The organism is Parachitinimonas caeni (genome assembly GCF_030129945.1).
Taxonomy (GTDB): Bacteria; Pseudomonadota; Gammaproteobacteria; order Burkholderiales; family Chitinimonadaceae; genus Parachitinimonas; species Parachitinimonas caeni.
In genome coordinates this window covers 27,612-51,553 of the sequence record NZ_JARRAF010000029.1, presented here as the reverse complement: position 1 = coordinate 51,553, position 23,942 = coordinate 27,612, and the positions used below count along the sequence as shown (strand labels likewise).

Below are 23,942 nucleotides of genomic sequence, written 5' to 3'. Positions count from 1 at the left end.
CAGGTTCCATTCTCATAAACGGGGTGAATGCGGTGGCGTGTTAACCACAGGCAGAGGCTCCGAGACCGCCGCAGCGATTGCGACAACATGCGGCGGGCGCACGATGGCGTAGTGGTCACATTCCAGCATCTGCCAGCGGTCGAGCCGTGGGAGCTGGGTCTGCCACAACCCGAGCTGGGCCGCCGCCGGCAGCGCTGGCCCCGGCAGGCCCGGCGTGAGCTGGCAGGCCAGAGAGAGTTGCACGGGCGTCTGCGCCAGCCTGGGCAGTTCGACTCCCACCATGCTGGCCAGATTGGCCTGACAGCAACGGGCCAGCCTCGCCGCGTAGGCATGGCTATCGTTCGCGCCTAGCTGCAATTCGCGGGCGAACACGGCCTCCAGCTGCGTGCTCGAATAATGCTGGAACTGCGAGCCGCTGCCGGGTGGGGGCGGGTCGATCAGATGCAGGCGTTGCGCAGGCTGGCCAGCGTTTTCGGCCAAGGCTGCCAGCGCCAGCGCCACCCAGCCGCCAAAACTCCAGCCCGCCAGCTGCCAGCGCCAGCCCTGTGCCGGAAAACGCGCCTGCAAGGCAGCGTAGTAATGCTGCGCCCGCTCGGCCAGTGACCAGTTCAAATCGGAATCGGTCTGCAGCGCCGGGTCGGCGATCAGGCAGACCGTCAGATGAGAGGGCAGCGCGGCGACCAGCGGCCGATAAGCCTGAATATCCCCCCCTACCGGATGGATCAGGCATAGCAAGTCGTGACCGTCACCGGTTTGCCACACCTGCAGATTGACGGCGGCGGCAGGCGCGATGGCCGAGGTGGCGTCGTCGATCAGGTCCATGACTTCATCCAGACTCACCTGATGTCCGAACTGCGCCAGTGTCAGCGAGATACCGCTGTGCTGCTGGATGGCGTCGATCAGATCGAGCAAGGTCAGTGAATCGGCGCCGAGATCGTAGAGCGAAGTCCGCGCATCGAGGGCATCCAGCCCCAGCCATTGGCAAAGGCTGTCATGCAAACGCTGGCGCAGGCCATCGAGATTTGCAGACGCCGCTGCGGGGGCGATGGCTGGGGCAGTTGCGGCCGGCGTGGCTTTCGTGGCGTAAAAGCAGCTAGCCTGATCCAGCGCCGTGGTCGAGATCATGATCTGCGGCAACCCAGCCTGCAGCGCCTGCGCAAACAGCTGCTGACCCTCTGCCACACTCAGGCCGACCGCCCGATGGGCCTGATGCCGGCTGTCCTGGCGCAAGGCGGTGCTGGCCATGCCGACCTCGCGCCAGACGTCCCAGTTGATGCTGATGCGGCAGGTGTCATCAAAGGGGCTGGTGCGATAATGGGCCAAGGCATCGAGCAGGCCGTTGCCAGCGGCGTAATCGAGCTGGCCGATGCCGCCAAAGTGGCTGGCCATCGACGAGCAGTAGACGGCAAACGCCGGTTGATAGCGGCCGATCAGCCGCTCCATCAGCCAGGCTGCCTGCCATTTGGCCAGCTGGGCCTCGCGCATAGCGCTGGCGTCACGCTGGCGAATCAAGCCACCCGCTGCCGTGCCCACCGCATGCACCACCAGATTGACCGGCTGCTTCGACGCCAACAATCGGACCAGCGCCTGTTCGCACGAGGCGCTGTCGGCAAAGTCCACCGCCAGCATCTCGATGCGATCAGCCCAGTCTCGCAGGCTGGCGGGCAACTCGGCCCGCCGGGCCAGCAACACCAGCCGGCACGATGGGGATTGTTGCAGCAGCCAGGCAGCAAGGCTCTGGCCAATGCCGCCCGCGCCGCCCATCACCACATGACGCCCGGCCTCGACCGGCCATAGTGCGCGTTGCGGCACAGGCAAAGTCAGCGGTACCAGCGCCTGCTGCCACAGAAAACTGGGCCGTAGCGCCAGCTTGCGTACCTCAGGCGGCGGGTCTGCCATCAGATGAGCGATGCTCAGCCCCCAGCCAGTCAGCGCTGATCTTTGTTCCTCGTCAGAATCGTACTCAGGGTCGGGCTCCGGTTCCGGCAGATCCAGCCAGTAGCAGGGCACGGCGTGTTCCTGCTCGACTACGGTGCAGAGGCCGGCCAGCAAGCCGGCCAAGGGCCGCCGCACCGGGCCATCCACCGGCTGCGCGTCCACCGACAGGCAGAACAGCCGCAAGCCGGATGGCCCCTTTGCCTGCAACAGGGCGGCCGGTACATCAATGCAAGCTGATTGCGCCTGCGCCATCGCGCCGGGGCTTACTTCGGCCGCGAGCGTGAGCGGCAGCAGATTCAGCCAGTCCAGCGCTTGCTCGCCAAGTGCCAGCGCTGCCAGCAGCGACGACCAGTGGCTGGCCGAAGCCGGGTCGAGCCCGTAATGGTCGTTGCTCTGCTGGTGAAAATGACTGGCGATGCTGACCACTACCGTGCGTTGATAGGCCGCAGTCAGATCCTGCCATTCAAGCGGGGCGATGGGGGCGTCAGTCAGGACCAGCAAGGTAGCGGGGCGGGGCGCCAAGGGGGGCAGCAGCTGCCATTTCTGGCGGGCCCAGACTGGCTGATGCAGCCACTGGCTGGCCGGCAGTCGGGTTGGCCATGTGGGCTGGGGTACCTTGATTGACTCTCCCGGCTGGTGTGCAGCGCTGCCGGCTGCGGCGTTGTCGTGGGCGCTGGTCGTGGTGCTGGGGGTCAAATCGTAATCGGCCAGTTGGAATGCGGGCGGTGGAAAGTCCCAAGGCGCCGGCGCCGGGCCGGCCGGCCAGCTGAACTGTGCGCCTTCGTGCCACGCTTGCACCAGCGATGGCGCATCCAGCCCGGTGGCCGGGCGCGGCGTCTCCTGACGGCTTGGCCGGCTGACCACGGGCTGCCGCAGGGCGGCGATGGCGCTGGCTACATCCGGGCATACGGCGGCCAGCCGCCAGTCACTGGCGGGGCGACCAGCCTGCAGATGGCGCAGCACGCGCGGCAAGGCTGCGGGATGCGTGGCCAGATAGTCGGCGATGCGGGCGGCATCCTGCCGCAGGCTGGCTTCGCTGCTGGCCGACAGCAGCAGGCAGGGCGGTGGTGCCTCGCTGGTGGAGGGGGCTGGGTCACCAGCGCGGATCAGCACATGCGCATTGGTGCCGCCAATGCCAAAGCTGCTGACTGCAGCCAGACGGGGCTGCCCTGCCGGCCAGGGCAGGGCCGCGCGCGGTATATAAAAGGGCGCAAGCGACGGGCCGATCTGCGGGTTGGGTGCGTGAAAATCCACATTCGGCGGAATCTGCCCGTGGTAAACCGCCAGCGTGGCGCGGATCAGGCCGACCACGCCAGCGGCGGCGCCAAGGTGGCCGATCTGGCTTTTCACCGAAGCGAGCGCACAGTGTGCAGGCGAATCGTCGGCATACGCCTGCTGCAGCGCGGCCACTTCGATCGGATCACCCAGCTGGGTGCCGGTGCCGTGTGCCTCGACATAGCCGATGTCGGCCGCGCGCTGCCCACTGCGCTGCAGCGCCAGGCGGATGACTTCGCGCTGACCGGCCACCGAAGGGGCGGTGTAGCCCTGTTTGTCGGCCCCATCGTTATTGATGGCCGAGCCGGCCAGCACAGCGTAAATGGTGTCGCCGTCGCGCTCTGCCTGTGCGAGCGGCTTGAGCACCACCACCCCAACGCCACTGGCACCGATGGTGCCGCTGGCATCGTCGCTGAACGGCCGGCAATGGCCATCTTTCGAGAAAATATGCTGCGGCCGGTAGCGATAACCCTGGCTCAGCAGGCTATCGACCAGCACACCACCCACCAGCATCAGTTCGCTATCGCCCTGCCGCAGCAGGCCGGCGGCCAGATGCACGCCAACCAGCGAGCTGGCACAGGCAGCCTGCAGGGTCAGCGCCGGGCCGGTCAGGTCGAGGTGATACGCCACCTTGCTCGCCAGAAAATCCTTGTCGTGGTGCAAGGCCATTTGAAAGCTGTCGGGCAGGCTGTCGCCAGCCTCGCGCAACTGGCGCTGGTAGTAGGTGTTCTCGCCACAGCTGGCGACGATGCCGATGCGCTGCCGGCGGCTGTCGGCAATGCCGGCATGGGCCAGCGCCTGCACGCAGGCCATCAGCAACTGCCGCTGTTGTGGGTCCATCAGGCGGGCTTCCTGCCGGCTGATGCCAAAGTATTCGGGGTCGAAGCCCAGCGGCGCATCGAGCTGGCTGACCACATTCACCCAGCCTTCTGCTGACTGGGTGGCCGGCACGTCGCGCATGCCCCGACCACCGCTTTCCACCAGCTGCCAGAACGCTGCCAGATCGGGTGCCCCCGGTAATTTCACCGCCATGCCAATGATGGCAATGGCGGCATCGGGCTGATGCGGGACGGGGAGTGCCGTGGAACGCTCAGGCTGTGATTGCGAAAGATGGCGCGCCAGCTGGCGGATGCTGACATGCTCGAACAGGGTCGGGATGGTCAGCGACAGGCCCAGACCAGCGGTGCAGCGCAGATGAAAACGCATCAGATCGAGACTGCCGGCACCGGCATCGAAAAAGCGCTGGCTGACGCTGATTGCTTTGCCGGTCGCGGCGACAAACGCTTCACACAAGCGGTCTTCCAGACTGGAACGATCATGCTCGTCCGCAATGGTTTCACTGAGGGCCGGCAGTTGCTGGGCCAGCTGGGCGACCTGACGGCGGTCGAGCTTGCCGCTGGCCGTGAGAGGCAGGGCCGGCAACAGGCAGAAGCGGGCGATGCGCACAGGCAGCGGCAGGCGGGTCGCCAGATGGGTGCGCAGGGCCTGGACGTCGGGCGGCGTGGCATCGCGGCATTGCAGGCAGGCCACCAGCGCGCCCTCATCGACTACCACCACCGCCTGACGGATAGCCGGGTGGCTCAACAGCGCGGCCTCCACTTGCCCAAGCTCCAGCCGATGGCCGCTGAGCTTGATCTGCTGATCTTCCCGGCCCAGATAATGCAGCTGGCCTTCGCTGTCGAAACAGGCCAGATCGCCGCTGCGGTAGAAGCACTGGCCATCTGGCAGGGTCACAAACCGGCTGGTGTTGTGGGCTGCGTCAAGGTAACACGGCGCCACCATGCTGCCCCCCAGCCACAGTTCACCGGGGCAGCCCGCAGGCAGCGGCAGGCCGGCGGCATCGACCAGCCGCAGCTCGGCATTGGCAATGGCGCGGCCGATGCTCGGGCGCTCGGGCCAGCGGGCGGGGTCGCCTTGCAGGCACAGGCTGCTGACAACATGGGTTTCGGTCGGGCCGTAATGGTTGAACAGACGGGCATTTTTCAGCCCACCAAACCACTGGCGGATCGCCGGGCTGATGAGCAGCTGCTCGCCCGCGACGATCACTTCGCACAGCCGTTCGGGGTAGACGCCAAGGCTTACCGCGTGCTCAGCCAGCATCTGCAAGGCCACGCAGGGCATGAACAGCCGTTCGATACCGGATTGCTGCAGGCAGGCGAGCAGGGCTGGCATGTCCTGCCGCAGGCCGGGCGCAATCAGCTGCAGGCTGCCGCCACTGCACAGCGTGGTGAGGATTTCCTGAAACGACACATCAAAGGCCAGCATCGAAAACTGCAGGGTGCGGGCACGCGCCTGCAGCTCGCCGGCCGTTTGCTGCCATTGCAGCAGATTGCAGAGCGTGGCATCGGGCACTTGCACGCCCTTGGGGCGGCCGGTCGAGCCCGAGGTGAACAGCGTGTACAGCGGCCGCTGCGCTGGGGGCGGTACTGTCAGCAGCAGCAAGTCGGTGTCGGCCTCAGCATCCAGGTGGATGAGCTCGTCGCCATCGCTTAGGTCGGCATTGGCCAGATCGGCAGTGGGTGAGCAGACCAGCTGCCAGCACGGCAGCGGCGCGGGCAGGGCATCGGCCAGCAGGCTATCGAGCGCCGCTCGCTGTGATGGCTGGCTGAGCAGACACAGCGGCTGGCTTTGCGCCAGTACCTGCTGCAACAGCGGGGCGGGATAGGCCGGGTCGAGCGGCACGATGGTGAGATTGAGCCGCGCCAGCGCCAGCAGGGCCACCACATGCTCAACCGAGGCATCCAGATAGAGCGCAACGCGCAGCGTTGCCGGGGCATCCTCCTGCAGGAATCGGGCCTGCAGGCGGGCCGCCAGCCGGTTGGCCATTGTCGCCAGTGCGATGTAGCTGACGGTCTGGCGGGGGCTGATCAGGGCGGTGGCGTCCGGCGTGGCTTGCACCTGGGCGGCAAACCAGTCGGCAATCTGGGTGAAGGCGAGCGGCTGCATGGCCCCGCGTCCGGGTGCTGGCAGCGCCTGCCGGTAGGGGGTGACCAGCTCGGCCAGCGTCAGGCGGTGGCCAGCCAGCAAGGCATCCAGCCCCTGCCGCCAGAGCTGGGCCATCTGCTGTATCTGCGCGGCATCGAACCGGCCGGTGGCGTATTCCCACAGGCATTCCAGGCCGGACTCGGTATCGACGACCGAGAGCGTCAGTGGACATTTGGCCTGCACCGGGGCCAGCCATTCCACTCGGCAGCGGCTGCCGGGCAAGGCTAGCTGGCTGAAGTCGGTGTTTTCCAGCACAAACAGGCTGTCGAAGCCGGCGCCTTCCGCCTGCGCGGCCGGGGAATCGGCCAAGGCATGGGCAAGTGCCACGTCCTGCAGATCGAGCACGCGCTGTATCTGCGCGGCCTGCGTTTGCAACAGGCTGAGCAGGTTTGCATCGGGGGCAAGCTGCTGTGGCAGCAACACGGTGTTGGCAAACATGCCGACGCTCTCGGCAAAGTCGGCCAGCGGTCGGTTGGCCACCGGGCTGGCGATGCGCTGCTGGCTGCGGCCGGTGACGCCGTAAAGGCTCCAGCTGAAGACACACAGCAAGAGCTGAAAGCGGGTCAGGCCCAGATCGGCGCCGAGGCGATCAAGCGCGGTACGCCGCACTACATCGACCGACTCGCGCAGACAATGGGCGCGGCCCCCCCGCTCCGCCTGCGCGAAGGGCAAGGCCGGTTCGCTGGCGATGGCGGTCTGGTAGAGCGTTTGCAGCTGGGTGCGCAGCGGCTGGTAGGCCGGGCTGGCAAACCACTCGGCTTGCCAGCGGTTGGCATCTAGCGGGCTGATGGTTGCGGTGGGGGGTAGCAAAGGTTGCCCCTGCTGCGCGGCCGCATACAGCGCGGAAAGATCGCGCAGTAGCAGATTCAGCGACCAGCCATCGACCACAATATGGTGCAGATGCAGCAGCAGAATGCCGTGCCGGGGGGCCAGCGGCAGCCAGTGCGCCGTAAACAGGCGCGGCTGGGCGAGGTCGAACGGCGTGGCCGCCAGCAGCTGGGCGCGCATCCGCCAGCTGGCTTCGTCCAGACAGGGGGCAGCGTGAGCGGCGTCGGCGGCAAAGGTGCAGGGGTCATACGGCGGGCAAACCTGCTGCTGCAGGCCGTCTTCGTGGGCGATGAAGGCGGTGCGCAGCGCCGGGTGACGACAGACCAGTGCATTCAGCGCCTGGTGCAGGGCGCCCAGCGAGAGTTCGCCTTGCAGCCGGAAGGCCAGATCGACGTTGTAACTGCAATCGGCCGGCTGCTGTTGCTGCAGCAGCCAGAGCCGCTGCTGTTCGGAAGTGGCTGCCGCCACCTGAAGTGCGCTGGCTGCAGGTAACGGGGGGTAGAGCTGGCAATCGGGTTGGCCGCGCTGCTGCGCTTGCGCATCGCGGGCGCTGGCAAGAGTGGTGGCCAGCTGGCCGAAATCCTGTTGCAGGATGCTGGCCTGCGCCAGCTCGCAACCCCAGCGCTGGCGTACTTCAAACCGCAGCCGCAAGGCTTTGAGCGAGTCGCCGCCATTGCCCAGCCAGCGGTCGTGCAAACGCAGATCGGGCACGCCAAGCACGCGGCCGATCAACTGCAGCACTTCGGTTTGCCAGGGCGTGTGCGCCTGCTGGCCGGCGTCGCCGTGGCGCCAGTGCAGATCCTGCCTTTGCAGCAGGCGGGCCTGATCGACCTTGCCGTTGGCGTTCAGCGGCAGGGCATCCACCAGATAGATCCAGTGCGGCCGCATATAGGCCGGCAGGTGCTCGGCCAGATGCCGGTCGAAGGCTTCAAAGGCCAGATCCGCTTGCAACACCACATAGGCCAGCAGCTCGTTGCTGTCATCGCGGGCGTTGCGGCGGGTGCAGACATAAGCCTGCCGGATGGCCGGATGGCGCAGGATCTGCCGTTCCAGCTCGCCCGGCTCGATGCGAAAACCGCGCACCTTCACCTGCCGGTCTTGCCGGCCCACGTATTCGATCTGCCCCTCGGCATTGCGGCGCACCAGGTCGCCGGTCCGGTAGAAGCGTTGCTGGCCGCCATCAAGCCAGGGCAGGCGCACAAAGCGGCGGGCGGTTTCCTCGGGCAGCTGCTGATAGCCCTCGGCTACGCCATCGCCACTCAGATACAGCTCGGCAACCTCGCCCGCAGCGGCGGCCCGCTCCCCCTCGACTACCAGCGCGATGCCGGTTGCCGCCAGTGGCTGGCCAATCGGGATCACCTCGCCGCTGAAATCAGGTGGAATCGGGTAACAGAGGGCAAAGGTCGTGGTCTCGGTCGGGCCGTAGACGTTGTGGATCTGGCAGCGGCTGCCTGCATTGTGCTGATACCAGCGACGCAGCAAGGGTGCGTTCAGCTGTTCGCCGCCAATCAGCAGCTGGCGCAGCCCGGCAAAGCAGTCCGGCTGACGGTCGGCGAGGGTGTTGAACAGCGCTACGGTCATGAACAGGGTGTCGATCCGCTGCGTCAGCAGTGCCTGGGCGAATCGATCCGGCTGCTGCACCAGCGCATCGCTGAAGATCACACAGCAACCGCCCCGCAGCAGCGGCACCCAGACTTCAAAGCTCAGGGCATCGAAGGCCGGGTTGGAGAGGCAGGCAAAGCGCTGAGCCAGCGCGAGGTCGATATAGCCCGGCTCGGCCAGCCGCAGAATGCCGGCATCGCGCACCCGCACGCCTTTGGGCTGCCCGGTGGTGCCCGAGGTGTAGAACAGAAAGCAGCAGGGGGCCGCGTTTGCGGCCGGCAGTGGCGCCTCGCCAGCGGTGGCCAGCAGTGAGGCGAGGGACAGCGACGGCGGGCCGTCACCCGGTGTTACGGCCTGCGCGCCATCGTCGATGATCGCCACACTGCCGCTATCGCCGAGGATATGCTGCAGCCGTTCGGGCGGGCTCTGTTGGTCGAGCGGCACCACGGTGCCACCCAGCCGCAGAATCGCCAGCATGCCGCATACCAGTTGCCAGCTGCGCGGCAGGCCAATCGCCACGGGCTGGCCCGGTTCGATACCCGCTTGCAGCAGACCGTGGGCCATCTGGCGGCTGCGGGCCTCCAGCTCGGCATAGCTGAGTGCGATGCCAGCGTCGTCGATGGCAATGGCATCGGGGCTGCGCTGGCACTGTGCCAGCACCGCTGCCGCCAGTGTGGGGTTCGGGAGCTTCGTCTGCATCACGCCTCCCTTGCCTGCTGGCGAGCCAGTCGGGCCAATTCACCCCGCAACACCTTGGCAACCCGCAGCACTTCGGCGGTTTCCAGCATTTCCCAGTGGTCGCCATGCACCAGCTTGACCAAAAAGCCCGCCTGCGCCCGCCGTCGCCAGAAGGCCCGTGCCTCGCGCCAGAACGGCCGGTCGCGGCCGCCCATGGCCTGAATCAGCACCAGACGGGCTGCAGTCGGTGGGGTCAGGTAGTCGCGCATGGTCAGCCGGTTGTGGTTGTAAATGTGGAAATACTGGGCCACCTGGGCATCGTCGATGCCCGGATACATGCCGTTGAACTTGACGAGCTTGCTGCGGAATTCCTCCATCTCCACCGGCATCACCATCGCCCGGTGGGCCGGGTCTTCCAGCCCCTGGGTGTCGAGCAGTACCACGCTGAGCTGACGATGCCCGGCCGCTGCCAGCCGGCGCCCCATCTCATGGGCGATCAGGCCACCGTAAGACAGGCCAGTCAGCACCAACCGGCCTTGCGTCAGTGGGCCGAGCTTTTCCAGATACGACTGGGCCATGGCTTCAACCGTCGGCAGAAACGCCTCGCCCGGGTTCACGCCCGGCGACTGGATGCCGTAAATGCCGCAGTCGTCAGGCATGACCTTGGCCAGCGACAGATAGCAGAAGGCCGTCCCCCCGGCCGGATGGATGCAGACCACCCGGTGCTGGCCATCGCCTTGGCGGAACTCGATCAGGTTGCTGGGGGGCTTGCCGCCGGCGCCGTGGCGTAGCCGGCCGCCCAGCGCTTCGATGGTGGGATGCAGCAGGATGTCGCGCACCGGCAACGTCTCGCCAAACGCGGCGGCGATGCCATGCGCCAGCTTGATCGCGGCAATCGAGGTGCCACCGATGTCGAAAAAATTGTCGCGGATGCTGATATGCGGTTGCAGCAGCACCTGTTTCCACAGCTGGTACAGGGTCAGTTCGATATGGTCACGCGGGCTGGCGACGTTGACCTGACGCGGCCCATCGGCCGCCAGCGCCAGAATCGCTGCTGTGTCGAGCTTGCCGTGGGCGGTCTGCGGTAGCTGCGGCAGTTCGACGAAGAGCGAAGGGATCATATAAGCCGGCAAGCGCTGTGCCAGCACCTCGCGCCATTCGCTGGCCAGCCGTGGCGCTGCGCCATCGGCCCGCACCAGCGCTGCCACCAGCCGTGCCTCGCCGCTGGCGGGACGGTCGATCAGCACCGCCGCTTCTCGGACATCGGCTTGCGCCAGCAGGGCGGCTTCGACCTCGCCCGGTTCGACCCGGTAACCGCGCAGCTTCACCTGCTGGTCGCGCCGTCCCAGATACTCGATCTGGCCTTCGGGCAACCAGCGCGCCAGATCGCCCGTGCGGTAGAGCCGGCTGCCGGGCTGCTGGCTGAAGGGGTTGGGCACAAAGCGTTCGTCGGTCAGCGCGGTTCGGTGCAGATAACCACGCGCCAGGCCGGCACCGCCGATATACAGCTCGCCGGTCACGCCAATCGGCACCGGTTCGCCTTCGGCATCGAGCAAGTAGACCTGGGTATTGGCCAGTGGCCGGCCAATCGGGCATTGCCGGGCCAATGGCTGCAGGGTCAGGTAGACCGTGCTGTAAACGCAGGTTTCGGTCGGCCCATAGCCGTTGACGATACGCAGGCCGGGCAGCTGTTGTTGCAGGTGGTAGAGGCTTTGTTCCTGCAGCGGTTCGACCCCTACCAGCAGCTGTTGCAGCGCCAAGCCATCCAGGCGTTCGGCCGGGGCTTCGTCCAGCCAGCGCACAAAAGCCGGGGGCAGATAGGCCTGGGCGATCTGGTGCTGGGCCAGCCAGCGCATCAGGGCCTGCGGGTCGATGCGCACGGCTTCGGGCACGATATGCAAGGTGCCGCCGGTGGTTAGCGGCAGCAGGGTTTCATGCACCGAGACATCGAAACCGAAGCTCGACCACAGCGCTGCAGCCTTGCCGGGCAAGGCGCCCACTGCCTGCTGCCAGTGGTCGAGCAGGTTGGCGACGCTGGCATGCGTCATCGCCACGCCCTTGGGTAGGCCGGTCGAGCCCGAGGTGTAGATCACATAGGCGAGATCGTCGGCCTGGACTGGCGGTAGCGCCAGCTCGGGTGCCGGCTCGGCCAGCAACGCCGCCAGTGACTGCCAGAGGCCGGAGCGGGCCGGGTCATCCGTCAGCACCAATGCCGGCGCGGCGTCGCTTACCAGATAGTCGAGCCGTTCCGCCGGATAGGCCGGGTCGAGCGGCAGCCAGGCGGCGCCAGCCTTGAGCACCCCCAGCATCGCAACCACCATCGCATTGCTGCGCCTGAAGTGCAGCCCCACCCGCTGATCGCGCCCGATGCCGCGTTGCTGCAAATGGTTGGCGAGCTGGTGGCTCTGCCGGTCGAGTTCGGCGTAGCTGAGCGACTGGCCCTCGCACACCAGCGCCGTCTGGCTGGGGCGTTCACGCACCTGTGCGGCAAAGCGGGCGGGCAAGCCGGCCGGGGTGCCGTAATCGACGGCGGTGGCATTCCAGTCATGCAGCAGGCACTGCCGCTTGGTGGCGTCGAGCAGGGGCAGGCGGGCGATGGTCTGGCTGGGGTCGGCCGCAGCGTGGCGCAGTAGCTGCATGAAGTGACCTGCGAGTCGCTCGATGCTGGCGGCGTCGAAAAGATCGGTGTTGTATTCGAAGGTCAGCTGCAGGCCGGCGGTGGTTTCGGCGGCTTCAACCGATAAATCGAACTTGGCGGCATCGGTGCCGGTTTCCTGCGGAAACAGGGTCAGTCCCGGCAGATCGAGCTGGCCGCGTGGCATGTTCTGCAACACCAGCATCACCTGGAACAACGGTGAATGGCTGGTGTGGCGCACCGGCTTCAAGGCTTCGACCAGCTGGTCGAAGGGCAAATCGGCATGGGCATAGGCATCAAGCACGGTATCGCGCACGGTCTGCAGCAGGTCGCTGAAGGTCTGCGTGGCCACGAGCTGGTGGCGGATCACCAGCGGATTGATGAAGTGGCCAATCAGCCCTTCGACCTCGCGATGGTTGCGGTTGGCAAACGGCGTGCCGATGCACAGGTCAGACTGGCCGCTGTAGCGCCACAACAGCACGGCAAACCCCGCCATCAGGCTCATGAACAGCGTAGCCCGCTGCGACTGGCTGACTGCCTTCAGCCCCTGCACGACCGCTATCGGCAGCAGACAGTGGTGGCAGCGCCCTTGAAAGCGCTGCACGGCCGGGCGTGGCCGGTCGGTGGGCAGCGTCAGCAGGGTGGGGGCGTCGGCCAGCTGCTGCGTCCAGTAAGCCAGCTGGTGCTGCAGGCGCGACGTCTGTTGCTGTTGCCAGAGAGCGTAGTCGGGGTATTGGATGGGCAACGGTGGCAGCGGTGAAGGCTGGCCATTGACAAAGGCGGTGTAGAGCTGGGCGACTTCGTTGATCAGAATGCCGATCGACCAGCCGTCGGCCACGATATGGTGGACATTCAGTAACCAGCGGTAGTCGTCTTCTGCCAGTTTCAGCAACCGGCTGCGCAGCAGTGGGCCTTGGCCAAGATCAAACGGCTCGCGGGCGGCGGCTTCGGTGGCGGCCGCCACGGCGGCCTGCCGGGCCTCACCGGCGAGCTGGGTCAGATCCTGCACCGGCATGACGAGGTGCAGCGCGGGCAGCACCGTCTGCAGGGGTTCGCTGCCCCCCTCGCTGAAGCGGGTGCGCAGCGACTCGTGCCGAGCTATCACAGCATTCAGCGCCCGCTCCAGGGCGGCGACATCGAGCTGGCCGCGCAGGCCAATGGCGGCAGGGTTGTTGTAGAAGGGGTTGCCGGGGGCCAGCTGATCGAGAAACCACAGCTGGCGCTGCGAGGTCGAGAGCGGCAGCACGTCCCGCCCGGCCGCACGCGGCAGGATGCGGTCGGCATCGGCCTCGATACGGGGAGCGAGCAAGGCGATCAGCGCTGGCTTGTGCTGCTGCAGGCTGGCCAGCAGCTCGGGCGTCAGAAAACCCTTGGGCGCCTTGCAGCGCAATTTGTCGCCATCTACTTCGAGCGCGATATCGTGCTGCCGGAAGTAGTCGAGCAATGCCGTAGCGCTTTGGGGGGCGTTCATATTTCCACCTCTTCCATCTCATCTTCACCTTCATTTTCATCGCCGGCGGCGGGCTGCATCGTGAACTGTTCCACGGCCGCAATGCCGGTCTGGCCGGCTGCGCGCAGGCCGCCGACCAGGGTGTAGACCAGGCGGTGCGTCGGGCCCAGATCAAACAGGGGTGTGAGCTGGCTCACATCGAGCGAGCCGATGCCGCACAGGCCCAGATCGTGGCGGGCGGCCGTCATGGTCAGCAGCTGGGCCATCGCGCCGGCCTCGATATGGCAGAAATCCAGACTTTTCTCGCCATACAAGGGCTCGATGGCAGCCAGCTCGGCAATCAGGCACAGGGTAAAGCCGGCCTGCTCGAACAGCGGGCGGTTAACGAAGTAGTCAAAGGCATCGCTGGCGAGGCGCCGGTCCTGCCCCAGTGCCAGCAGGCGGTGGCTGGCCGGGCAGTAGTAGTAAGCCCCGCCCGCCATGCCGGCGACCCTGCCGGGGGCCAGATAGAGGTAGGTTTGCACGGGATACGCGCCACCGGCCGAGGCATACAGCCGCTTGGGCTGGCCCTGCAGGGGCTGGGCCGACAGGCTGGCCAGCAGATGGCCCAGTGCCGGCAGGGGGACAGGTTCCGGCCGGAACTGCCTGACTGAGCGGAAGTCGGCAAATTGGGCCTGGAACGCGTCGCCAGCCGGCAGCGGCAAGGGCTGCGCCGCTGTGTGGGCGAACTGGCGCAAGCCGAGCTGGCGAGCCTTGAACTGCTGGCGAGCGGCTGGATCGTCGAGGCTGTCGCCGCTCGCGATGGTTTGGATGGGGTCGGCGACGGCGACGGCCGGGGCGGCGGCTGCCGTCTGCTGCCGATGCTCGCGGTAGCCTTGCAGCAGATCGGCCAGCGTGGCCTGCGCCATCAACCGTGCCAGCCTTGGCCTGAAGCCCAGCTCGCTTGATAGGGCATTGACGATGCGCACGATGTCGATCGAACTCGCGCCGAGTACCAGCAGATTGTCATCCGGCGCCAGGGTGGCGCAGCCCAGAATGCCTTGAACAATTTCAGCAATCCGGCGCTCGGCCGGGTCGTCGCCAAGCACGGTGACTGCGGCGGCTGGCGTGGGCAGTGCCGGCTCGGGCAGTTGCTTGCGGTCTACCTTGCCATTGGCCGATAGCGGCAGGCGCGCCAGAAAAGTAAAGGTTGGCGGCACCATCCACTGCGGTAGCCGCGCCTGCAGATAGGCGGCGAGCGCGCTGGCTTCAACCGGCTGGGTGACCACCACATAGGCCGCCAGCCGCTTTTCGCCGTGGGCCTCACCCCAGACCCGCACCACGCCAGCCTGCACGGCCGGGTGGCTCTCCAGCGTGGCTTCGATCTCGCCCAGCTCGACCCGATAGCCCTGCAGCTTGACCTGACCATCTTCCCGCCCCAGAAACTCGATATTGCCGTCGGGCAATAAGCGGCCCAGGTCGCCGGTGCGATACAGCCGTTCGCCGGTCTGCGGATGCCGGATAAAGCTGGCGGCCGTGCGTTCGGCATCGCGCCAGTAGCCCTGGGCGAGGCCGATGCCGCCAATGTACAGCTGGCCCACCACCCAGCACGGGCGTGGCTGCAAGGCGTCGTCCAGCACATAAAACTGCTGGTGACGCAGCGCCTTGCCATACGGAATGCTGCGCCAGTCGGGGTCTATGGCGTCAATCGGGTAATAAATCGACCAGATCGACGCTTCGGTGGCACCACCGAGGCTGATGACGCGCGCCTGCGGTAGCAGGGCAGAGAAGCGGGGCGGCAAGCTCAGTGGAATCCAGTCGCCCGAGAGCATGGCCAGACGCAACGACGACGGCAGCGGCAGATGGTGGCCTTCGGCGTACTCGACCAGCAGGCCCAGCAGCGCCGGCACCGAATTCCAGAGGCTGACCTGATGCGTGGTCATCAGCGCCAGCCAGTGGGCCGGATCACGGGCCAGCTCGGGCGTGAGCAACACAACCGCCGCCCCGGCCGCCAGCGTGCCGAAACAGTCGAACACCGAGAGATCGAAACTGAGCGATGACACCGCCAGCACCCGGTCGGCGGCGGTGACGCCAAAGCGCTGATTGATGTCGAGCAGGGTGTTGACGGCACCGCGATGGTCGATCATCACGCCCTTGGGCAGGCCGGTCGAGCCGGAAGTGAAGATCACATAAGCCAGATCGTGTTCACTCACCATGCTGGCGGCGAGCGTGACTTCTGGTGCATCGGCCGTGCTCACGCTGAAGCACTGCAGGCCATCTGGCCGCTGCAGACGGCTTTGCAACGCAGGCTGGGTGAGTATCAACCGGGCTTCGGCCTGCTGCAGGATCAGCGTGATGCGGCTTTCCGGCAGCGCCGGGTCGATTGGCAGATAAGCCGCGCCAGCATAAAGAATGGCCAGCGTGGCCACCAATTGCTCCGGGCCCCGCTCCATGATCACACCGACCAGGGTATTCGGCTGCACCCCGGCCTGTTGCAGGCGGGCAGCCAGGGCGCGGGCAGCCCGCCGCAGCTGGCCATAACTCAGCGTGATGCCGTCCCCCAGTACCGCCGGGGCCTCGGGGTGGGCCAGTGCCTGCCGGTCGAACAGCGTGTGCAGCAGGGGCAGCGAGGAGGGCGGGGCTTCGACCAATGCGCTGCTGGCGTGGTCGAAGCGGGCCTGGGGCAGCAGCTGCGGCAAGGTGGCCTGCCAGGATTCGGCTTGCTGCAGGTTGGCCAGCAGCTGGGTATACGCCGCGAACATCTGCGCCATCAGGCCCGGCGGGAACAGCTCGTCGATACTGTCCCAGTTGAAATACAGCCGGCCGTCGGCTTCGAGAATCGTGTGGTCAAGCCACACCTGCGGGGTCTGGGTGATGCTATGCACCGTTTCGCCACCGAGTGCGCTGGCAAAGCCGGCATCGTTGGCACCTGCGGCCAGTTCGCTCAGTGTGCTGTTGAAGACGATGGGCATGGCCGCCAGCGCGGTGCCGCGCGCCTGCGCCAGCTCCCGGTTCACTTGCACGCCGCTGACGGCGGAATGGTCGATGTCCTGCCACAGCTGGGCCTGAATCTGCCGGGCCTGGCTGGCAAAGTCGAGATCGCTGTCGATGGCGACTTCGAGCAGGACCAGCGAGGTGAAATCGCCGATCACGCCGTTGATGTCAGGATGCAGCGGCAGGCGGTTGAACAGCGGCAGGCTCAGGGTAAAGCGTGGCTGGCGGCTCCACAGTGCCAGCACCTGAGAGAACGCCGTCAGCAGCAGCACTGAAGGGGTCAGGCCGTGGCGGGCCGCCAGCGCTTTCAGCTGCGACCAGTCGGCCGCCGGCAGCTGATGGTCGCGCCGGGTGAAGTGCGGCCGTTCGATGCTGTCGGGCTGACGGTGCAGCGGCAAGGCTGGCGCAGGCGGCAGGCTGTTCAGCCGCTGTTGCCAGTAATGCAGGGCGCGCTGGAAACGTGGCGTGTCGCGCAGGGCCCGCTCGGCCAGCACATAGTCGCGGAAGCTCACCGCCAGCGGTGGCAACGCGCTGGCCGGGTCGGCGTAGAGTTGGGCCAGCTCCCGTTCAAGAATCTGGCTGCTGGCGGCGTCGACGATCAAGGCATCGAGGCTGATATGCAGATGCACCCAGTCCCCTTCCGTATCGCGCAGGCGGGTGACGGCAAACTCGAACAGCGGCCAGCGGCTGGCGTCGAACAACTGGTGCGACATGCGTTCGCGCACCGCCTGCAGGCTGGCCTGAGCTGTGGCATCGGGCAGCGAGCGCAAGTCCTGACACGGCAGGCGGACTTCCGGCACCGTCGCCAGCGTCTGCTGCCGGCCATCGGCCAGAAACACCGTGCGCAGCATCTCGTGGCGGGCAACCAGCCGGCTGAGCGCCTCGCGAAAGCGCGCTTCGTCAAACTGCCGTAAACGCAGCTCGCCATAGCCGTGGGCACCGACGCCACCGAGCGCCAGCGTCGCTTCCCGTCCCACCCAGTAGGCTTGCTGGATGTCGGTCAGCGGGAAAGGCTCGAAGCGATGGGCCGGGTCGGGCACCAGTGGGGGATACGCCGGTGCCGGGTCGGCCGGGTCATCGTGCAGACTGGCGACGAGATCGGCCAGCACCGGCGTCTTGAACAGGTGGCGCAAGGCAATCTGCACACCCATCTGCTGATTGATGGCATGCACCAGACGGGTTGCCAGCAGCGAGTGGCCCCCCAGCACAAAAAAGTCATCAAGCACCCCAACCTGATTGCGCCGCAAGACCTGCGCCCAGATTGCCGCCATCTGCGCCTCACGGGCATTGCGGGGTACCAGTTGAATGGCGTTGCCCGGTAGCCGGGACGGGGCGGGCAGGGCGCGCCGGTCGAGCTTGCCGTTGACGGTGAGCGGCAGCTGCGGCAGCGCCAGCCAGCGTGCGGGCTGCATGGGCTCGGGCAACTGGCGGCGCAGGGCTTCGCGCAGTGCGTCGATCTCGGCGCTGCCGACGACATAGGCCACCAGCTGGCGCTCGCCGGGCTCGTCTTCCCGTAGCAGCACGGCGGTATCGCTGACGCCCGCCTGCTGCTTCAGCACAGCCTCGATTTCGCCAAGCTCTATGCGAAAGCCCCGCAGCTTGACCTGGGCATCGGCGCGCCCCAGATAGTCGATTTCGCCATCTGCGCGCCAGCGAGCCAGATCCCCACTGCGATACATGCGCGCCCCCGGCTGCGGACTGAATGGGTCGGGCAGAAAGCGCTCGGCAGTGAGGTCGGGCCGGCCCAGATAGGCCCGTGCCAGCCCGGCCCCGGCGATGTACAACTCGCCGCTTACTCCCGTCGGCACGGGTTCCAGCTCTGCATCGAGCACATACAGCCGGCAATTGGCGATCGGGCGGCCAATCGGTGGCGCCTCGGGCCACTGGGCCATGTCGGCCACCTCCAGCGCATGCTGGCTGACGACATGGGTTTCGGTCGGGCCGTACTGGTTGTAGAGCCGGCGTACGGCCATCTGCTGCAGGCACTGGCGCAATTCGGCGTTGACTTGCAGCGCTTCGCCAGCGGTGATCAGGTCGCAGCCGTGTGCGACCAGGGGGCCGGGATCGAGCGCGGCGATCTGCTGCAATACCGCAGCGGGTAGAAACGCCCGGTCGATGGCCTGCTCGGCTGCCAGTGGCCGCAATTGCCCCAGTTCCTTGCGGGCAGACTCGTTCAGCATCACCAATGTGGCCCCGCTGCAGAGCGTGCTGCAGATCTCCTGCAACGAGACATCAAAGCTGATCGACGCAAACTGCAGCACGCGCTGCGGTGCGGGCGGGCGGATGCTGGCCTGCTGCAGCTGCCAGTGCATCAGGTTGTCGAGGGTGCGCCGGGTCTGCGCCACGCCCTTGGGGCGACCGGTTGAGCCCGAGGTGTAGATCACATAGGCCAGATGCTCGGGCTGGGTGGTGTCGGGCAGATCGTGGGCGGGCTGCTGTGTCCACAACGCGGCATCGGTCTGCAGGTCGATAACGGTGGGTGCGGTGGCTTGGGCTGCCAGTGCCGCCGCGAGTGCGGGCCGGGCGGGGGCATGGCTGAGTACGACGACGGGTGCGGCGTCCTGCAACATGAAGCCCAGCCGGGCGGCCGGGTAGGCCGGGTCGAGTGGCACATAGGCGCCACCGGCCTTGAGTACCGCCAGCAAGGCCGTCACCAGCTCCAGCGAGCGCTCGAAGCAGAGCGCCACGCGCTGGTCCGGCCCGACGCCGCCCAGCTGCAGATGACGCGCCAACCGGTTGGCGGCCGCATTCAGCTCGCCATAGCGCAAGGTCTGGCCATCCAGCTGCAGGGCTACTGCCTCGGGCTGATGGGCGGCGGTGGCTTCGAACAGCGCCATGCTGGTGCTGGCCGGCCAGTGCTGATCGGTGCGATTCCAGTCGATCAGCAGGCGCTGACGTTCGGCGGCATCCAGCATCGGCAGCCGCCGTGGGGCCAGATCGGGCTGGCGCACCATCTGCGTCAGTACCTCGCGCAGATAGCCACAGTGGCGGGCGATGGTGGGGGCATCGAACAGCGCGCTGGCGTAGTCCATGCCGCCCACCAGACAGCCATCCTGCTCGCCCAGTGACAGGGTGAGATCGAATTTGGCCACGGTGTGCGGCGAGGCAATCGACTCGACCTGCACGCCCGGCAGCACGAACTGGCTGTCTTCGTGGTTCTGCCAGGCCAGCATCACCTGGAAGATCGGTGCATAAGCCAGGCTGCGGGGCGGTTTGCATAGTTCGACCACCTGCTCGAACGGTAGATCCTGCGCTTCCTGTGCTGCCAGTACCTGCGTGCGAACATGGGCAAGCAGCTGCCGCACCGAGCCGCGCTCGGCCAAATCCAGCCGCAGCGCCAGCGTATTGACGAAAAAGCCGATCAGCCCTTCCAGCTCGGCGCGACGGCGGTTGGCGACCGGGGTGCCGATTACCAGATCGGTCTGCCCGGCCAGCCGCGACAGTACGATCGCCCAGCCGGCCAGCACCGTCATGAACAGGGTGCAACCGTGATGCAGGCTGAACGCCTTGAGCTCGGCCGTCAGCACGGCGTCGATATGCAGTCGGTGCAGGCCACCTTGATGATCCTGCTCGGCCGGCCGTTTGCGGTCGGTTGGCAGCGTCAGCAGACTGGGGGCGCCGGCCAGCGCCTGCTGCCAGTAATGGCCTTGCTGGCGCACGGCAGAGTCTGAATGGTCTGCAGCAAGCCACTGCCTTTGCCAGACAGCGTAGTCGGCGTACTGGATGGTCAGCGCTGGCAGGCCGGCGGGCCGGTTGTCGCAGTGGGCCTGATAGAGCGCGCTCAGCTCATGGCACAGCACGCCCATCGACCAGCCGTCTGAAACGATATGGTGCAAGGTCAGCAACAGCACATGGCTGGCCGGGGTGAGCCGGATCAGCCGGCCCCGGATCAGCGGGCCGTTGGCCAGATCAAACGGTTGTTGCGTCTCGGTCTGTTGCAGGGCAGCCAGCTGGGCGTCCGGCTGCAGGCTGCCGCCAAGGTCGTGCTCGATCAGGCTGAACGGGGTGTCGGCGGGCGCAATCTGCTGGAAAGCTTCGCCCGCAACGGCGACAAAGCGGGTGCGCAGGGCTTCGTGCCGTGCCAGCAGGCTATCGAGCGCCTGACGCAGGGCGGTTGGATTGAGTGCCCCTTGCAGGCGTAGCGCCAGCGGCATGTGGTAGGTGGCGCTGTCACCTTCCAGCTGCGCCAGAAACCATAGCCGCTGTTGGGCATACGAGAGCGGCAAGGGCTGGCTGCGCCCAGCTGGCTGGAGTGGCGGCAATGTGTTCTGGCTGGCCGATTGCAACGCCTCGGCAAACGTCGCCAGCGTGGGGGCGGCGAACAGGGCGGTTGGCGACACATCGCGCTGCAATAGCTGGCGCAGCCGCGATACCAGCCGCATCACCAGCAGTGAATGGCCGCCGAGTTCAAAGAAATGATCCTGCCGGCCCACCTGCGGCACTCCCAGCAACTCGGCCCAGATCGCGGCGAGTGCCGTTTCAAGCGGGCCGATGGGGGCTTCAAAGCTGCGTTGGCCAAGGTCGGCAGCGGCCGGCGCGGGTAGGGCCTTGCGATCGAGCTTGCCATTGGGGCTGAGCGGCCAATGGTCGAGCGCCAGCACGGCAGCGGGCAGCATATGGCCGGGCAGCTGGCGTGCCAGATGCGCCCGCACAGCCGCTGGTGCAGGCGGCGCCATGCCGGGCGTACTGGTGTAGTAGGCCACCAGCTGCGGTTCGGCAGCCCGGTCCTGCCGGGCCACCACCACGGCTTCCTGCACGCCGGGGCAGCTACAGAGGGCGCTTTCGATCTCACCCAGCTCAATGCGAAAGCCTCGCAGCTTGATCTGGAAATCCTGCCGGCCCAGAAACACCAGCTGGCCATCGGCCTGCCAGCGGGCCAGATCGCCAGTGCGATAGAGGCGTTCGCCGGCGACGAAAGGGTTATTGATAAAGCGTTCGTTGTTTAGTCCTGGCTGGTTCAGGTAGCCGCGCGCCACGCCGGCGCCGCCGATATACAGCTCACCGACCACCCCGGTCGGCACCGGCTCGCCGTGGGCATCGAGCAGATAGAGCCGCACATTGGCCAGCGGCTGGCCGATGGGTAGGGTGTCCTGCGATTCGGGCAATTGCTCGGGCAGCAGGTAGTAACTGCTGTCGATGGCCGCTTCGGTCACCCCATAGGCGTTGATCAGCCGGGTTGCCGGGCCACAGACGGCACGCAGTTGCCGCGCCAGCGCCACACTCCAGCGATCCGAGCCGCAGATCAGCGTTTCCAGACTGTCGAGCCGCTGGCCGCTGGCTTGCACATAGTCGAGCAGCGGGCCGAGCACCGCCGGCACAAAGTCGGCAAAGCCCACTTCACGCTGGCGCAGCAACTGGTAGAGCGCAGCGCTGTCGAGCAGGGTGTCGCGTGGACAAAGCACCAGCCGGCCACCAAAACCCAGGGCCCGTACCACATCGGCGGTGAAGACATCGAAAGCGAAACTGGCCATCTGCAAATGCACGAGGCCCGGCCGCAGCGCCAGGCTCTGTTCCCAGGCAGTGCTGATGGCCAATACCTGCCGGTGTTCGACCAAAACACCCTTGGCCGCAGCGGTGGTGCCCGAGGTGTAGATCACATAGGCCAGATGGCTGCTGCGCAGATCAGGTGTGGGGGGGGGCGTGGCCGGCAGATTGGCCCAGCGGTGGCGGTCGTGTTCGAGGTCGATCACCGCAGGTGGGGTGTCGAGCTGAATCAGCGCCGCCTGCAGCGCTGGCTGCGCCGCCGGGTGGGTCAGCACCGCCAGTGGCGCGCTGTCGCGCAGCATGTGGGCGAGCCGGTCGGCAGGGTAGGAGGGGTCAAGCGGCACATAGGCGCCCCCGGCTTTCAGCACTGCCAGCAGGGCCACCACCATGTCCTGCGAACGATCCATGCCAATCGCCACCAGCCGGTCCGGGCCCACCCCCAGGGTTTGCAGCTGGTGGGCCAGCTGGTTGGCTGCCTGCTCCAGCTCGCCATAGCTCATGCGCTGCTGGCCCAGCAGCAGGGCCGTGGCCTGCGGGTCGCGCGCTGCCTGGGCTTCAAACAGGCTGTGCAGCGTGGCGTGGGCATCGTAGGGCTGGCAGGTGTCGTTGCGGGCCACCAGTAGTTGCTGGCGTTCGCTGACATCGAGCAAGGCCAGCCGGTCGATGGTCTGGCCGGGGCTTGCCACCATCTGCTGCAAGACCTTGGTCAGATAACGGCGGTGCCGGTCGATGGTATCCGCATCGAACAGCGCGCTGGCGTAGTCGAAATTGCCGACGATGGCACCGTCTTTTTCAAACAGCGTCAGCGAGAGATCAAACTTGGCAACGGTCAGCGGTGCCTCGACCCGTTCGACGGTCAGACCCGGCAGTACGAAATCGTGATCCTCATTGTTCTGCCAGGCCAGCATCACCTGGAACAACGGCGCGTGGGCGAGGCTACGCGGGGGCTTGCACAGCTCGACAACCTGTTCAAACGGCAGATCCTGCGCCTCCTGCGCTTCCAGCGTCCCGTTACGGACCCGACCCAGCAGGGTTTCGACGCTGGGCGTGCCCGCGAGGTCGATCCGCAAGGCCAGGGTGTTGACGAAGAAGCCGATCAGCCCTTCCAGCTCGGATCGACGCCGGTTGGCGACCGGGGTGCCGATGACGAGATCGGTCTGGCCTGACAGGCGTGACAGCACAATGGCCCAGCCGGTCAGAACCGTCGTGAACAGGGTGGTGCCCAGCCGCAGGCTCAGTGCTTTCAGGCCGGCGGTCAGCGCCGTATCGAATTCGACGGGCAGCAGACCTCCGTGAAAATCCTGTGTCGGCGGGCGTTTGCGGTCGGTGGGCAGGCTCAGCAGTACCGGTGCATCGGCCAGGGTGGTTTTCCAGTAGTCGCCCTGGGTGGCCAGCGCGCCTTCCGCCAGCCATTGCCGCTGCCAGACGGCGTAATCGACGTACTGGATCGGCAACGGCGGCAGAAGGGCAGGCTGCTGGGCGCAAGCGGCGGCGTAGAGGGTGCTGAGTTCACGCGTCAGTACGCCCATCGACCAGCCATCCGACACGATGTGGTGCAGCGTCAGCAACAGCATGTGTACCGAGTCGGCCATTTTCACCAGACGGCCACGCAGCAGCGGACCATGCGCCAGATCGAACGGCGTGGCGGTTTCGAGTTGCTGCAGGGTGGCAAGCTGGCCGGACGGATTGGCGCTGTGGCTGAGATCATCCAGCTGCAGCAGAAAGCCGGTATCGGCCGGGCCGATGCGCTGACAGGGTTCGCCATCGACCGTTTCAAAGGTGGTACGTAGCGCCTCGTGCCGCGCCAGCAGGGCGTCGAGCGCCTGCTGCAGGGCTGGCAGATCGAGCGGCCCATGCAGGCACAAGGCCAGCGGAATGTGATACGCCTCGCTGCCGCCCTCCATCTGCGCCAGAAACCACAGGCGCTGCTGGGCGTAAGACAGCGGCAGCGGGCCTTCGTGGCTGGGCAATACCGGAATGGTCTTGCGCTTTTGCAGGGCCCGGAACTGCTCGGGGGTGAAATCGCGGAGTGTCGGTTTGCTGGTCATGCCCGTTTCCATTCCCATTCTGAATCCAATTTGTTGCGTCCAAGCG

The 23,942-nt window shown here is 66.6% G+C and carries 3 protein-coding genes; all 3 read right to left on the bottom strand.

Annotation, left to right across the window (positions count from 1 at the left end):
- Positions 1-12: 12 nt before the first annotated feature.
- The 3 genes from PZA18_RS18430 to PZA18_RS18420 are packed head-to-tail and all read right to left on the bottom strand — an operon-like array spanning position 13 to position 23,896.
- A complete protein-coding gene (locus PZA18_RS18430; RefSeq protein ID WP_284102341.1) occupies positions 13-9,327 on the bottom strand; it encodes a non-ribosomal peptide synthetase in 9,315 nt (3,104 codons plus the stop codon).
- On the bottom strand, positions 9,327-13,412 hold the full coding sequence (locus PZA18_RS18425; protein WP_284102340.1) for a non-ribosomal peptide synthetase: 4,086 nt from the start codon (positions 13,410-13,412) through the stop codon (positions 9,327-9,329). Before PZA18_RS18425 ends, PZA18_RS18430 begins: the two co-directional genes overlap by 1 nt.
- On the bottom strand, positions 13,409-23,896 hold the full coding sequence (locus PZA18_RS18420) for a non-ribosomal peptide synthetase (protein WP_284102339.1): 10,488 nt from the start codon (positions 23,894-23,896) through the stop codon (positions 13,409-13,411). Before PZA18_RS18420 ends, PZA18_RS18425 begins: the two co-directional genes overlap by 4 nt.
- Positions 23,897-23,942 lie beyond the last annotated feature (46 nt).